Origin of the sequence: Paenibacillus rhizosphaerae, from assembly GCF_014192015.1 — a bacterium.
Lineage (GTDB): Bacteria > Bacillota > Bacilli > Paenibacillales > Paenibacillaceae > Paenibacillus_AQ > Paenibacillus_AQ rhizosphaerae.
Genome location: NZ_JACHXJ010000002.1, coordinates 1,169,147 through 1,184,791, shown reverse-complemented (window position 1 = coordinate 1,184,791; position 15,645 = coordinate 1,169,147). Strand labels below are relative to the sequence as shown.

Genomic DNA, 15,645 nt, shown 5'->3' with positions numbered 1-15,645 from the left:
TCGTCCGATCCCGATCTTCATGATGCCGCCAACTCGGACTGCTTGCGGTATTTCATCCACATGAACGTAAAACCGACGACCCCTGCCACAGATATGATCGCGCAAATCGAATACATCGTTTGGGGACCCAAATAATCGAACATCCAGCCGCCGAACAGACCTGCGATAATGCCGGAAATGCCACCCCACGTTAGGGCATAAATGGCCTGCCCGGTCGCTCTGTACTCAGCGGGTATTAAAAGTGCGGTCAGACTGGTTCCGATATAATAGTAGCCACCGAACGTAATACAGTGCAGCACTTGGATAAAGATGACCTGGAGCGGGCCGCCGGCAACCGACATCAACAACCAGCGGATGACGAACAGGAAACTTACGATGACAAGCCCTCCCAGCATCATCCTTGCCGACTTTTTCAGGAATCGGTCAAACAGCAGAAACACTGGAATTTCAAAGATTGCCGACAGAAACACCGACCAGCCGATCAATTCGTTGGAGCCTCCCAGGTTGGAAATGTACAGCGTGACGAACGTTTGGTTGATCGAGTTGGGAACCGAAATGAGGATGCCCAGGATAACGAATACAAAGAACAGCTTGCTCGACAGCATGACTTTCCAATAGCTTTGTCTTTCGGTCTTCGGCTTGGAAGTCACTCTGCCCTGAGGTAATCCAATGGTAAATGCGAGTGAGATCAGCATCATGATCCCGTACAACATCCAAAGATTCACCAGCCCCATCCAGCTGAGAACCGGACCGGCCAACGCGGCGATGATCGCCCATCCCAGCGATCCCCATAGGCGAAATGCGCCAAACTTGTAGTTCGTGTTCTCAATGGCATTCAGAATCAGACTGTTGCTCTGTGAGAACGTGGGACTGTTGAAGAAAAAGAAGATCAGCATGAAGGCGAAAATGATGGCATATTCACGTAGCTGAAACACCACGATCGTCGATAGCAAATTCCCGGTCAGAAGAAAAATGAGAATGCGTTTCACATTCTGCAGCCGGTCGCTCCAATAACCCCAGAATGGATTGGCGAAGATGGAAATGAAGGGTCCACCGGCCATCACCATGCCTATTTCCACTTTGCTGAGTCCAATGTTTTGAAAATACAAGGGAAAGAATGAAGTCAAAATCGCAATCGTGCCATACAGGAAAAAGTTGAAACGTTTCAGTGCCGACAACGAACCGGAGGAATGGCCGGCCGCCGGATGGACCTCCCTCTTCTTTAAGGGCAGCATTAGAGCTGGATCGCTTTCGACAGGGATTGTTCGATGATCTCGTCGCTACTTACTTCCCGCCCAAGCCGGTCGGATAAATAAATGCCTTCGCTAATCAGCATCGTCTGCGAAGCGATGTGAGCCGTTGGAAGCAGCTCCACTCTTCCCTGCAGCGCGGCGACCCAGTGATGCTGTGAGGATTGGTATGCGTCATAATTCGGCTTCAAATGATTCCAGCGGCCGTCCATCTCATCCAGGTTGACGCTGCCGTTAACGTCCATATCGCAAATCGTCGTGTGAAAACTGAACGGAGCCAAAATTTGCTGATCTGAATAGGCCGGCAGCTTGATGCCCCCTTTATCCCCAACCACAGAGCAGCCTTCGATGCTTCCAAGGTGAATGCTCCACGCTTCAATAATATCGAGCGTAGCGCCGCCTTCGAATTTAATGAAACCCAGCCCCAGCTCCTCCACGTCAAAAACCGCCTGCCCGGAACGCCCGGCATCCACATCCATTTCCCGGTAGCCTTTGCCCGAAATCCGCTCCACTTTCGGTGTGCCAAGCAGGTACAGCATTTGCGCGATATGGTAGACCCCCATGTCAATCAGGGCTCCGCCGGCAGCGATTTGTTTGTTCAGAAAAGCCGGTGTGCCGTATCCGTCGATGTAAGGGCGTCCTCTCCGACGATGGCCGGTAGCCCTGGCATGATACAGCTTGCCGAGCATGCCCCCGTCGATCAGCGCTTTTGCAGCCTTGGTTTCTTTTCGATACAAGGTGCCCAGCTGAATATGCAGTTTCTTGCCGTAATCTTCTGACGCTTCGAGCATGGACACTCCGTCCCGGTAAGTCCCGGCGATCGGTTTCTCGCAGTATACGTCCTTGCCTGCCTCAAAAGCGGCAATCGTCACGGGGGCATGCAAATTGTTGTGCAGGCAGACATCAACGGCTTCGATGTCGTCGCGCTTCAGCATTTCTCTGAAATCGGTATATACGTGAGGAATCTGGAACTCATGCGCGACCTTGAGGGCTTCCTGTTCATTAATGTCGCAAATGGACACGATCTGCACATCCTCCATATTCGCGTAATTTCTCAGGTGAGCTTTGCCGATCAAACCTGCTCCAATTAAGCCAATGCGGACGGTTCTTCCCATTTGGATCATCCCTTCGGTTTTTTTAATTTAAACGGCTCAACATCCGCTTCACGGAAGCGATCGCCCATTCCATCTCTGCGTATTGATTGTCCGGCGCGTTGTACTCGATGCCCCAGTATCCGTCATATCCGGCATCCATCAGTGCCTTCACCATTTGTTCGCCCTTTGGTGATCCTGTCGTTTTGCCGTCAAAATGCGTATGATAAACCCACGGCGCCACCAACGTGTCGCCAATGTCTTCATCCGTATCCCAGCGGCCCATATGGAGCAATATGCCAAAGTTCGGGTGATTGACCGCCTCGGCCACTCTTTTTAAGTACTTTGGATCTTTGGAGGTTCCCATATGATTTTCAGGTCCGACGATGAGTCCAAGGTCAGCCGCTCTCCGGCTCAACGCTTCAAACTTGTTCACAACATATTCGAACTGCTCTTCCGACCCGGGCGCCGAGCTTTGATCTCCAGCATCGATGCGAATGGTCCGCGCGCCAAGCTTCTCCGCAATGGATAGATAGGCGACAGCGTTTTCATAAAGCCTGTTGCGCTTGTCGCGATCCTCATCCCATAAATGCGCCCCATCCACCGCGATGTTGATAACCGTCATTTCTTTCTCCCGTATCGCTTCGGCCAGACGTTGAATGTAAGCTTCATCAGGCAAGGAAAAAATGTCGTCCTTAACCCCTTCAAAGGTTCCGTTCCACAAATCAACGGTATCGAGATGGTATCTGTACTTGGAAGATTCCAGGTATCCGAACGTATCCATCTTCCCTTCCCGGATCATATTGAAGAAAGAAAAACCGCCAATACTGATTTTCAATGGATTAGCCTCCCTGATTTGGTTTCTTGTTTATTTATTACCACGCCCTGCAACCTCTGGCAGCCCTTCATTCATCACCTCCTTAACATGCTGCAGGGACATCATCCTTTGACCGCCCCGACGGTCAGCCCTTTAACGAAAAATCTCTGAAAGAACGGATACGTTAACACAATCGGCAGCGCGCCGATGACGGCAATAGCCAGGCGGACGCCCTGGGTCGGGATGGAACTGCCGTCCACCCTTGAAGAATAGTCTACGTTATCAAGCAAATATTGTACGTTCAGCAAAATGGTATTCAGAAGCACCTGTATGCTGTACAGCCTGGAGTCCGAAATGTAAATGAGTCCGTTAAACCAATCGTTCCAGTAGTTAATCACCTGAAATAATCCGACCGTTGCCAGCACGGGAAGAGACAGCGGCAGTGCCATCTGCACAAATATTCGAAATTCACCCGCTCCATCCATGTTCGCCGACTCGAGTACCGCTTCCGGAACCGATACGGTAAAAAACGTCCGCAGCAAAATTACATAGAAGGCACTGACCAGAAGCCCCGGAACGATCAGCGCAAGCAGGGTATTGGTGATATGGAAAACATTCGAGTAAATTAAATAGGTCGGAACAAGTCCCCCGTTGAAGAGCATCGTGAAGAAGACGATAAATGATAAGAAATTGCGCAGCGGTAAATCCCTCTTCGATAGCGGATAAGCGAGCAATGTCATCAGGACCAGACTGGCCAGTGTCCCTAAAATAGTCACAGCGATGGAAATGCCATAAGAATTAAGGATCTCCCCCGATTTTTGAAAAATGAACAGATAGCTATCCAGACTCCATTCACTAGGAAAAAACGAGTAACCTTCCCGGATGATCGCATCCTCATCGGTGAACGAGGCCAGGATCAGCAGCAGAAACGGAACCAGGCAAAACGCGACAATCAACCAAAAAATAAAATGGATGATGACTTGTTCAATCCGTGTTCTTCTCAAGGACTCCGCCTCCTTATTAGAACAATGAGTTGTCGGGGTTGATCTTCTTTACAACAAAATTGGAAATGAGGATCAGCGCGAAGCCAATCACGGATTGGTAGAAACCTGCGGCGGAAGCCATTCCGATGTCCCCGCTTTTGAGCAGCGCCCGATATACGTATGTATCCAGCACATTGGTTGTTGGAAGCAGCGGCCCGGAGTCAAGCGTCACTTGGTAGAACAGACCGAAGTCTGCGTAGAATATCCGCCCGATCTGCATCAGGGTCATGATGGTGATGACGGGAGTAAGAGACGGCAGGGTGATGTGAAAAATTTGCTTGAACTTCCCTGCCCCATCCAATGTGGCGGCTTCGTAATACTCTTGGTCGATGCCGACAATGGCGGCAAAGTAAATGATGCACAAATAGCCGATGCTGTGCCACAGCTTGACGATGGTGAGGATGACCGGCCAATATTTCGGTTCCGTATACCACATGACGGGATCCAGGCCGAGAAGAGGCAGGACCGATTTGTTCATGAAGCCCGTTTCCATGCTCAATAATGAAAAAACCAGGTAACCGACAATGACCGTAGAGATGAGATAGGGCAGCAGAATTGCACTTTGGTAAAAGCGCTTTAAAAAACGATGTTTGACTTCAGCCAGCAAAATGGCCAGCGCAACGGCGAAGACAAGATTGAGGATGATGAATACAACGTTGTAGAGGATGGTATTCCGGGTGATGATGTAGGCCTCGGACGTCTTGAAGAGATACTCGAAGTTTCGAAGACCAATCCAATCCCCGCCGAAGACCCCTTTGGAGAAGTCGATTTCCTTAAAGGCGATGACGATGCCAAACATGGGAATGTAGTTGTTGATGAGCAAGTAGACGATGCCGGGGAGAATCATCAGGTACAGGATTTTATATTTTTTGGCCTTTTTGAGTGCTGCTCGGTCCAACCAGGATGTCATAGTAATTCCCCTCCTCGGAATAAATGACTGCTGCATGCCTAGCGGGATTCCTCAAAGATCGAACTCCATCATCTCCCTTTTCGATTAATTTTTCCACCGGACAAATTAATTAACGAAAAAAATTCTGGTCCCTTAGGGGCACGTTTGTGATCATTATAGGGACGCTTTTACGGCCCTGTCAATGTGTATTTTTAATTTATTTTCTATTCCTTCCGCCGCCCTGCTTTGACTGGGACTCGTTGACAGCACCATGGGCATTTTCTATAATCGCATTGACACAAGAATAGGCTACACTCCCGTTCCTATGCCTCTTTCAGCCCAACCGCCAGGGATCAGCACGCCTGTCCCGACGAGGACTCGGCCAATCATAACTTCCGAAAGTAGGAGAATGCGATGACGAATAAAGTAGGAAACCAGCAAATGCTGCGGGAGATCAACGTTTCGACACTGCTGCATATGATTTTTGAGCATGGACCGATATCCCGTGTCGAATTATCGCGCAAAACTAAGCTGAGCCCGACGACCGTATCCGTGTTGATCGAGGAGCTCATCCGTGAACAGCTCGTGCACGAGACCGGTATGGCCGGTAAAGGGGTCGGGCGAAAAATGACCCTGCTGAATATTCGCGCTGACGGCGGGTATGTCATTGGCGTCGATATTTCGAGTTCGCCGGCGCATGGCGTGCTGCTCGACTTAAACGGTCAGCTGGTTGCCAGCCAAAGCCTGGAATCGGTGCGCGGCCAGGACCAAATTCGAACTTCGCTGGTTAAACAGCTGCAGCAATTCATCCATGAGCAGCGGATTCCCCACGAGCTCATCAGACGCATCGGCATCTCCCTGCCAGGGAGACTCGATGAGACGCAAAGCATCGTCATTTCATCTAAATATTTGCAGCTGGAACAGTTCCCTATGCGTCAAGTGTTGGAGCAAGAACTCTCGATTCCGGTACTGCTGACGAATGATTTGGACGCCGCCGGATTTGCCGAACGATTTAGCGGAGCCGCCAAAAATGATCATACCATTATTTTTCTGTTGATCGGTCAAGGTACAGGAGCTGGGCTTGTCCTGAACGGGGAGATTTATCACGGCTCCAGCGGAGCGGCCGGACGAACCACTCACCTCTCTCCGTATTGCACGCCCATCCTTGCGGAGAGACTTCGCAGGAACCATCCGGAAGAGTTCGGATCCATGTCGCCGGAAGCAACGGTTCAAGCCTTTATGGACCTGGTTCTCGCCGGCGTGCAGCCTTTCAGTGACCAAGGGGAGCTCATTATCCGTGATATTGCCGATTATTGCGGAAAAATGCTGGAAATGCTCAACCCGCAAAAAATGATCCTGGGCGGCTGGATTACCGACAATTCCGCATTTTTCAACCGTCTCGTAGATGCGATTCACGAAGCCGATCACTCCCCCTATGGGGACACACCGATCGTCGTATTCCACTGGAAAAAGTACGGGTCTGCCTTGGGGGCGGCGATGCTTGGACTGCATGAAATCTTCAAGAAGAAAACGGTACAATAACTTTATGCTGGCGCTCCTTTACAGCAATATATGTTCATGCCCAGCGCTACCGGACATGAACATATATTTGTCGATGGATCTATCATGAACTCTGCCCCGCCGACTGCAGCTGCTTATAACGCGTATCAGGTTCGCCCTGCAAAAGGTTTGCTTATTGGGAAAATGACTGCGTCATATCCGTATCCAAATCTTTGGACACGGACTTTTGAAACTTGGAGGTCGAGATGAGCTCCCGAAGCAGCTCCTCGTATTGATCCGCGTCAAATGGAACGGCTACCATTTGCTTGGAGAACGATGAGAGCATGATTCCGTTGGCGATGGTAACCGACCGGATCCCTTCCGTTCCTTCCGCAATCAGCTCGCCCTCCCCTGTGCTTATTTTTTGGATGAATTTTTCTGTGACCACCTTATGCCCTGTTGCCACATTTGTATTGACTTCGATTTCCTCCTCCTCCCACTCCACGTTCCCGAACCCGTCCTGCGTTTCGCGCAGATGCTTCAGCATGGATATGCGATTGCGGTAGATCCGAAGCTTATTGTTTTCGTAGAGAAGTTTTCCGTTCTCCCCAACGATCTCCAGACGATTCACGCCCGGTGACTCGGCAGTCGTCACGATAAAATGCCCGATCATGCCGTTATCATGTTCGAAATAGGCGGTGACTTCGTCTTCCACTTCAATATGGTGATACTTGCCGATATGAGCATGACCGCTGATTCTTGCCGGAATTCCGAAAACCCATTGATAGAAATCGAGATTGTGCGGGCATTGATTGGTCAGGATGCCGCCTCCCTCCCCCGCCCAGGTCGCCCGCCAATCACCGCTGTCATAATAAGACTGTGACCGGAACCAGGCGGTATTGATCCAAGTGGCTCTCGTTAGCTGCCCTAGTTCACCGCTGCCAACCATTTCCTTGATTTTTTTGTAATAGGGAAGCGTCCGTTCCTGGAACATCATGCCGAACACCAGATCCGGAAACTTCTTCTTGGCCTCGGTATAAGCATCGATGGTGAGCTTGGCGTCATTGACGTGAACGGCCAAAGGTTTCTCGCAGAGCACATGGATTCCGCGCTCGAACGCATCGTTCGCAATAGCCGGATGGCTGTAATGCGGTACCGCTATAATGACGGCCTCAAGCCCGGATTGCTCGAACAGCTCCAAATGGCTGTAATAGGCCTTTGTGCCGCATTCGGCAGCAAACCTGTCCGCCCGCTCTTGGATCACATCACACACGCCAACCAACTCAACTTGCTCCATCGACTTTATATTATGGATATGAGTCCTTCCGATGTTTCCCAAACCGATCAATCCGAGCTTCACCTTCTGCACGCTCATGCGTATTTCCCCTCTCGTTTGTGTATTCGATTACGACCAGGCCAGGCCTTCCTTTAACAGCAGCCTTTTTAAGGCTTGTGCCGCAATTTTAAACCGCTCGGGTCCTTCTTGTTCCGGGAATGCACGGTGCAGATGGGGCTCGATGGATAAAAATCCGGAAAAGCTTCTCTCCTTCAGTGCTTTCACAAACGCTGGAAACTCGCCGTCTCCTTCTCCTGCCGGGACAAACATGCGCGACTGTTGGTCCGCATCCTTGATATGTACATATTCGAGGTAAGTCGACAGCTGCGGGTATGCCTCTCTCATCGGCATAACTCGGTTCATGACAAAATTGCCAGGATCAAAGGCAAGTCTCAGGCATGGAGAGTCGCAATGCTGCAGAATGTTCAAGCAGCGTTCAACGGTATCTCCGTATACACCGCTTTCATTTTCCATCAGCAGTGTAAGATGTTCCTCCTCAGCTTTTCCGGTCAGCATCTTCATCCGGGAGAGCACTTCGCCTCGGTAATTCTCCGGCTCTTCATTTTCGGGGATGTAATAAGAAAATACACGGATATAGCGGGCATCCAATTGTTTGGCGATATCCGATGCACGCTTTAATTTCTCAAGCTCAGGGGTAAAAGGGTCCTGAATCGGGTATTTGCCTATCGGCGAGCCAATGGACGACACACGAACGCCTTTTTTATACAATGCAGATTTCAATCGGACCAATTCATCATCGGTCAATTCCAATACATTTTTACCATACACGCTCCGGAGCTCCAAATACGAAATGCCTTCGGATACGAGCACGTCGAGCTGTTCCTCCAAACGATCGGAGATTTCATCGGCAAATCCGGTCAGTACCAGCATTGTGCATCACCTCTCCTTAAATTCGCGGCGATCAGGATTACCTGTCGATATGGAATAGTTTAGCAGGCGGCGAGAAGCTGAAGGTACTTTCCAGTTGACCAGGTTGGTATCCTAAATGTTCTAAAATTGACTCTTTATTAAGCGTCTGTACTGCGTCGGTGTTTTGCCCTCCCACTGCTTGAACACCTTGCTGAAATGGGAATGATTTTTAAAGCCCGTTTCGTAACAAATATCCGTCACCGATTTCTCAGGGTCGAGCAAAAACAGGATTTTGGCCTGGTTGATCCGTCTTTTGTAAATGTAATGAAATATCGTCATCCCTGTAATTTCTTGAAAAATGCGCACCAAATAATACTTGTTGATATGCAGCTTCTCTTGCAACTGATCGAGACGAACATCGGTCATATAATGTTGTTCGATATAGGACAACGCGTTCTGAACGTGCTGCTCTTTTTCGGACGGGAAACCGGCTTCTTCTTTCACCGGCTTCATCAGCACTTGGCATATGAAAAAAAGCACGTCCAGACATAAGACCCGAAACCGCTCATGGGAGACGGCATCCGGCGCGGAATACAAGCGGTCCAATTTACGCAGCATTTCTTCGAATTCATTCTGCTCCTCGATGCTGAGCTGAACTTTGTAGTTCCGAAGTCTTTCGAAAGGCTGCAGGGGATTGATCGAGAATACATGTTCAGTTGCAGCGCGGAAGTATCCGGGATCAAAATTCAGAAGCGTCCGCACATAGGGATGCCCTTCAAAGCTCTTAGGCATATGCAGAGTCAAACCATGCATCACGATGAGCGTACCTGGTTTGAGAACATGAATTCTGTCGCCGATCAAATAATGTCCTTTGCCCTCGTGGAAATAAAAGATTTCATAGTGATCATGGGATTGAAAATTTCCTGCCGTTACCGGAACGCTTTTTAAATACTCGTATTTCAGCAGATAAGCCGGCTCCACATCGCTGCCTCCGATCCAAGGAACGTCATTTGATGCCACAGGATTTCTCCATCTGTACACCTTATAAATTTTGCATTGGCACCACCATAATAACACTTATTAAGCGTAAGAGATGGTTCTGATTTGCTCAGGATAAACACTCATACACATCGTTCAGAGCTTGTCCAGCTGAAAACGATCTGATTTGTTTTAAATTTCCTCTTGCTCAATAATGCCTATCCTGCTATTATGGAGAAGCGTAAATTTTGGAAAGCGAAATATTCGGATATATTAGGATCTTTCCAAGCAGATAAACTTTGACCACTTCCTCTCGGAAGTTAAGGCCATACGGACAGCCGGGTCAAATGCCGACTGGCAACTTTCGTTGCCTTATTGATTGAGTTAAAAGCTCAAATTTTATAAGTTGGTAACTTTATAACCAGTGCTGACGCACACAACTTGTGAAACGGTCAATAAGAGTGGTAAAAGTAATTATTTGCTATATAGACTCTGATCCTAACAAAGTATATTTGAATATTAAGAGCCCTTCCATGAAACGTTGCGTTTTATGGCTGACTGATAAGCACACTAGGGGTTTGTCCGGTCATGCTTATTGGAATTTCTTATTATTTGACTATATCAAGCAAGTGTGATGCGCATAAGGCGTGTTTAACTTGCTTTTTTTGTTGCCGTTTTTACAGAAAAAATTGAATTGGATGAGGAGATTGATTGAAAAATGGGAAAAGCACTAATCATCGGCGCCGGTGGCGTAGCATCTGTAGCAGTTCATAAATGCGTTCAAAACAGCGATGTCTTCGAAGAAATCTGCATTGCCAGCCGTACCAAGTCCAAATGCGATGAACTGAAAGCAAAACTTGATGGCGGCAAAACCAAAATTACGACCGCACAGGTCGATGCCAACAACGTGGATGAGCTGATCGCTCTGATCAACGAAGTGAAGCCGGATATCGTTATGAACCTGGCCCTTCCTTACCAGGATTTGACGATCATGGATGCCTGCCTGGCAACCAAAACACACTACATGGATACGGCAAACTATGAGCCGGAAGATACGGCGAAATTTGAATATAAATGGCAGTGGGAGTACCGTGAACGCTTCGAAAAAGCAGGAATCACAGCTCTGCTCGGCAGCGGATTCGACCCAGGCGTCACCGGCGTATTCTCGGCATATGCGCTGAAGCACTATTTCGACGAAATTGAATACATCGATATTCTGGATTGCAACGGCGGAGATCACGGCTATCCTTTCGCCACCAACTTCAACCCTGAGATCAACATCCGTGAAGTTTCCGCCAACGGCCGCTATTGGGAAAACGGGGAATGGATCGAAACGAAACCGATGGAAATCAAACGCGAGTATAACTTCGCTGAAGTCGGCCAAAAGGATATGTATCTGCTGTACCATGAAGAGCTTGAATCCCTTGCGCAGAACATCCCTGGACTGAAGCGCATCCGCTTCTTCATGACGTTCGGCCAAAGCTACCTGATGCACCTGAAGGCGCTTGAAAACGTAGGAATGACCTCCATCGAACCGATCGAATTCGAAGGAAAACAAATCATTCCGCTTCAATTCCTTAAAGCTGTGCTTCCGGACCCGGCTTCCCTCGGACCTCGTACGGTGGGCAAGACCAATATCGGCTGTATCTTCAAAGGGAAAAAAGACGGCCAAGACAAAACGTACTATGTTTACAACGTTTGCGACCACCAAGAGTGCTATAAAGAAGTGGGCTCCCAAGCCATCTCCTATACAACCGGCGTTCCTGCCATGATCGGCGCAGCGATGGTCCTCACCGGCAAATGGAACAAACCGGGCGTGTACAATGTGGAAGAGTTCGATCCGGATCCATTCATGGAAGAGCTGAACAAGTGGGGACTCCCATGGGTAGAAGACTTTAATCCGGTACTGGTTGATGCCCTGCCTGAAGAAGCAAGAGAGCCGGAGCTTGTTCGTTAAGATGCGGTTCGAGGAGTTACCTACACCCTGTTTTGTAGTCAGTGAAGAACTCATTGAGAAAAACCTGAACATATTGAACGGTGTCATGCAGCGTACGGGAGCCAAGATCGTGCTCGCGCAAAAGGCTTTTTCCATGACCAAGATGTACCCGCTCATTGGAAAATACTTAAGCGGTACGACCGCCAGCGGTTTATTCGAGGCACGGCTGGGCCATGAGGAAATGGGCAAAGAAAATCATGTCTTTGCCCCTGCTTACCGTGAAGATGAGATCGACGAAATTGTTTCCATTTGCGACCATATCATTTTCAACTCCTTCTCCCAGCTGGAAAAGTATAAGGATAAAGCTCTTGCAGCCGGCAGAAAAATCGGCCTTCGTATCAATCCGGAATGTTCGACGCAAGTGGGACATGAAATCTACGATCCTTGTTCCCCAGGATCAAGGTTCGGCGTGAAGCGGGAGGATTTTCAGCCGGAACTGCTTGAAGGCGTTACGGGACTGCATTTCCACACCCTGTGCCAACAGAACTCGGACGATCTGGAAACCACGCTGAATGCGGTTGAGGAGAAATTTGGAACATGGCTGCCGCAAATGGAATGGATCAATTTTGGCGGCGGCCACCATATCACGAGAGACGACTACGATATTCCGAGACTTGAGGCTTGTATTACACGAATGCAAAATAAATACGGCTTGGAAGTCTACCTCGAACCCGGAGAAGCCATCGCACTGAATGCGGGCTATATGGTCACCTCCGTGCTGGATATCCATCGTAACGGCATCGAGATCGCGATCGTAGACACCTCGGCCACCTGTCATATGCCGGATGTGCTGGAAATGCCTTACCGTCCACCGCTGATCGGTTCGGGCGAAGCCGGTGAGAAGCCGTACACCTATCGGCTCGGCGGTCCGACCTGCCTTACTGGCGACGTCATTGGAGACTATTCCTTCGATCAGCCACTTAAGAGCGGCGACAGACTGGTATTCGAAGACATGGCGATCTATTCCATGGTCAAAACGAATACCTTCAACGGCATGCCGCTGCCGGCCATCGCCGTGCAGGAGAAAGACGGCAACTGCCGTATCGTGCGCGAGTTCGGCTATCAGGATTTCAAAATGAGACTCGCTTGATGAATAAGCAAAGCCTTAACCCTGAAACAAGGGTTAAGGCTTTTTGGTTTAAGTGTCTTTTTTGTTTGAGGATGATATACCTTCATGCCTTACTACTGTCTTACTTAAGAATAACCTTCAAAAAAGCTAATTCCCCTGGCTGCATCATCAATTGTACGTCCTTCCCACTGATAGGAACCGATCGAACCACTTCCTCCAGCGGATTGACCAAGCAGGCTGCCTCAACTTCTTTATCCATTACACTAAAGGTATACTCGGACGGCTCGGGTCCGGCGTTTCGCAGAGTCAGAATCAATCCATCTCCATCCATAGCCGGTTTCACGTATTGCAGGACGACCGTCCCGATTGACTGGCTAAACCACTGCCCTTCTTCCTCCCTCTCACACATCACCGCCGCGTTAATGGCTATAGGATCCGCTGCAGCAATGCCCGCACGATACGCCTCAACAGGATCAAACTGTCCAAACGGACTTAATTCATAATGTAACACGATATTACCAGGTTGACTGGCCCAGAAGTTGGTGTCCCAATAATTGTTCATAGCCCATGCAAGCAGCAGCGGATTTTCCTGACGGTCGATCTGCTTACTCTCTTGGCCGAAATGAAAATCGCCGATTTGAACGAGCGGCGCATCGGGACAAGCTAAGGTGACCCCCTTCTGCTGATCATAGATGGATACCGTTTGGTCGACGGTCACCCAATCCCGGCAAGCGTTGCCAAGCTGTTCCCGATCAAGTTCGACCAGCAAACCGGCTGTATCATAATGGGCGCGCCAGCCTTGATCCATCCACAGCGGGAAGGCAAAATAGATGGACTCGGGCGTTCTGATATCCTCTTTATTCATGGACGCAGAAAGGCGGATCCGGGGATGGATGGCAGAAAGAGTAATCCGTTGTTCCAGGCGGGAAACGCCCGGCGCCTCAAGCTGCATGACGAATGTAACCGAATCATTGGCCTGTTCGACTGAATAAGCTTGCATCCGGTTGGCGCCGGCACGCTTTGATTTCCATTCATGATTCCAGACGGAAATGCTGCGATTCCCTTTGTCAACATCACGCGGGAACAAGGTGCTTCGATGCTCAGGGTTGTGACGCCCGTCAATCGTCTCCTGTACAAACTCGAATAACGTCCATGGACTATTTTCGTCGAGCATTGGCCAATGGTGAGTCTTATCGAATAACTGTATGATTCGTCCGGTAACCGGGTTGTATGCCATGCGGTAAAATGGCGTTTCGATCAAGCCATCCGTGACCGAAATGCTGGTTGACGAGGGGGCCTGCCGAGCTTCTAACTGTGCAAACGGGATCTTCTTCCACGAAAATGGCGCCATCTCTACCGTTCCATACGATTTATAGCTCTGAACCTCCTGTGTGTACGGCAAGAAGTCCATCACGCGCGAAGCGGCTAAATGACGGCCGCTGCCGAGGTAGTATTCAGGCACTTTGACCTCCGCATGCTGCGTCTCACTTGATGTGTTGACCAGCATCACGCCGCCTGGCTCATGGGATTGTAAGGGGTTCCCTGCAATCGCTTCCATTTGTTTGGCATACACATAGGCAGACAGGTCTGCCGATTTGTACGCCGTCCCCCTCTTGTGCTGCTGCATCGAAATCGAAAGCGGATGGTCAGGGAGGTTGACTGAGCCCCAAGAACCCCATGTGTGCTCATCATATAGCATCGCCTGCTCCAATGCCTCGGTTTTCGCTTTCGTATATTGCAGGTTTGGTGCTCCTTGGATCGCTTCAAGAAAATCAGCCTTCTTCAAGCTTTGCTTCGTATGGCGAACGATCTTGGTTTCTTTTGCTGAACTTCCCGCACCGAAATTCCAGTAGTCCGTCCAATCGCCCGAATGAGACTGGATTTGTTCCTCCGGCATCCGGCGAACCCGTTCAAGGAGCATTTCCGGAGTCGCGAAAATCACCTTCTGGTCATGTCCTTCTGCATTATATCTGCGGATAAGCGACAGCAGGTTCGGATCCGGGCAGTTATTGTCGTAAAGCGGCGGATTGGTCGCCGTTAAGTATACGAATTCGTATGGATAGCCCTCTCCCTCCAGACGATCGATATATTCCCTAATCCCTTGCGCCATCAGCTGGGTATCATCCTGACTCGTGTGGAAAAATTGGCTGAACAGAGAATAATGCTCGCCCAGGAACGTCAGCAGCTGCCGGTTGTCAGGGGTTCTCCAGTTAAATACGGCCGGTCGAGGCAGCGGTATCCCCCCGAAATGCACGTTAATCCCTGTGATATAAAATTCGATTCCCGCATCGAGCAAAACCTGGCTGAGCGGCCATGGCTGCCCGTTGACATCATGATTTATCGCCGTTTTGATGGAAATGCCAAATCGCTCTCTCAGCTCGCGAACCGGCTTAAGCATTCGTACAAGCTGATCCGTATGTACAAGCGGCGTCGTATGCATGGGAAGTGCAGCGATACTGATCTGTCCATTTTGCAGCAATCTGAGGAAATCGGAAATTTGATCGGAAGCGGCTGTCTCCAGCCATTGCATTACCGGATAGGTGGCCTCGCAGGTCCAACGGAATTTTGAATCCTCGGGCTCATGTTCCGATTGAAGACACAGCTTGATTGCTTCATCAATATAGTCTTTCTGCAGCTCCAGCAGCAACGGCTGGGGGTGCGTGTAGCCAATATCCAGGTGACTATGGTGCAAACACAATATTTCTTTGATTTTTGCCATTCCTGTCACGCTCCTATGACTTTTATGCATTCGTCAACCTTCATCTTTAGGTCTAAAATGATGGAATCTTTTAAAAATTGTATCAAG

The 15,645-nt window shown here is 49.5% G+C and carries 12 protein-coding genes; 3 read left to right on the top strand and 9 right to left on the bottom strand.

Features of this window, described 5'->3' with window-relative positions; genetic code table 11:
• Positions 1–17 precede the first annotated feature (17 nt).
• The 5 genes from FHS19_RS14000 to FHS19_RS13980 all read right to left on the bottom strand — a co-directional run bounded on the left by FHS19_RS14000 (position 18) and on the right by FHS19_RS13980 (position 5,111).
• Positions 18–1,235, bottom strand: coding sequence for an MFS transporter (locus tag FHS19_RS14000; protein WP_183582391.1), 1,218 nt, complete (start codon positions 1,233–1,235; stop codon positions 18–20).
• A complete protein-coding gene (locus FHS19_RS13995; protein ID WP_183582390.1) occupies positions 1,235–2,365 on the bottom strand; it encodes a Gfo/Idh/MocA family protein in 1,131 nt (376 codons plus the stop codon). Before FHS19_RS13995 ends, FHS19_RS14000 begins: the two co-directional genes overlap by 1 nt.
• A gap of 22 nt (positions 2,366–2,387) precedes the next feature.
• Entirely contained in the window at positions 2,388–3,179 is a 792-nt protein-coding gene (locus tag FHS19_RS13990; RefSeq protein WP_183582389.1) for a sugar phosphate isomerase/epimerase family protein, read from the bottom strand.
• Positions 3,180–3,280: 101 nt separating this feature from the next.
• Positions 3,281–4,162 carry a carbohydrate ABC transporter permease gene (locus FHS19_RS13985; protein ID WP_183582388.1) on the bottom strand — a complete coding sequence of 294 codons (882 nt, stop codon included), beginning with the start codon at positions 4,160–4,162 and terminating at the stop codon, positions 3,281–3,283.
• A gap of 16 nt (positions 4,163–4,178) precedes the next feature.
• On the bottom strand, positions 4,179–5,111 hold the full coding sequence (locus tag FHS19_RS13980) for an ABC transporter permease (protein ID WP_246426567.1): 933 nt from the start codon (positions 5,109–5,111) through the stop codon (positions 4,179–4,181).
• Positions 5,112–5,504: 393 nt separating this feature from the next.
• Here FHS19_RS13980 and FHS19_RS13975 point away from each other — a divergent pair, with 393 nt between their 5' ends.
• On the top strand, positions 5,505–6,632 hold the full coding sequence (locus tag FHS19_RS13975) for an ROK family transcriptional regulator (protein ID WP_183582387.1): 1,128 nt from the start codon (positions 5,505–5,507) through the stop codon (positions 6,630–6,632).
• Between the two features lie 151 nt (positions 6,633–6,783).
• On the opposite strand, the gene FHS19_RS13970 is transcribed toward FHS19_RS13975, so the two are convergent.
• The 3 genes from FHS19_RS13970 to FHS19_RS13960 form a co-directional block, all read right to left on the bottom strand.
• Positions 6,784–7,965 carry a Gfo/Idh/MocA family protein gene (locus FHS19_RS13970; RefSeq protein WP_183582386.1) on the bottom strand — a complete coding sequence of 394 codons (1,182 nt, stop codon included), beginning with the start codon at positions 7,963–7,965 and terminating at the stop codon, positions 6,784–6,786.
• A gap of 30 nt (positions 7,966–7,995) precedes the next feature.
• Complete coding sequence (locus FHS19_RS13965) at positions 7,996–8,817, bottom strand: sugar phosphate isomerase/epimerase family protein (RefSeq protein ID WP_183582385.1); 822 nt, start codon at positions 8,815–8,817, stop codon at positions 7,996–7,998.
• Positions 8,818–8,937: 120 nt separating this feature from the next.
• Positions 8,938–9,816 (bottom strand): helix-turn-helix transcriptional regulator, encoded by an 879-nt coding sequence (locus FHS19_RS13960; RefSeq protein ID WP_183582384.1) that lies wholly within the window; start codon positions 9,814–9,816, stop codon positions 8,938–8,940.
• A gap of 676 nt (positions 9,817–10,492) precedes the next feature.
• On the opposite strand from FHS19_RS13960, the gene FHS19_RS13955 reads away from it, so the two are divergent.
• The gene (locus FHS19_RS13955; protein ID WP_116230109.1) at positions 10,493–11,731 is read left to right on the top strand and encodes a saccharopine dehydrogenase family protein; all 1,239 of its coding nucleotides are present in this window, start codon (positions 10,493–10,495) and stop codon (positions 11,729–11,731) included.
• 1 nt (position 11,732) lies between these two features.
• Positions 11,733–12,860, top strand: coding sequence for a carboxynorspermidine decarboxylase (nspC, locus tag FHS19_RS13950; RefSeq protein ID WP_183582961.1), 1,128 nt, complete (start codon positions 11,733–11,735; stop codon positions 12,858–12,860).
• A 100-nt stretch (positions 12,861–12,960) separates the two neighbouring features.
• On the opposite strand, the gene FHS19_RS13945 is transcribed toward nspC, so the two are convergent.
• Complete coding sequence (locus tag FHS19_RS13945) at positions 12,961–15,558, bottom strand: glycoside hydrolase family 38 N-terminal domain-containing protein (RefSeq protein ID WP_183582383.1); 2,598 nt, start codon at positions 15,556–15,558, stop codon at positions 12,961–12,963.
• Positions 15,559–15,645 lie beyond the last annotated feature (87 nt).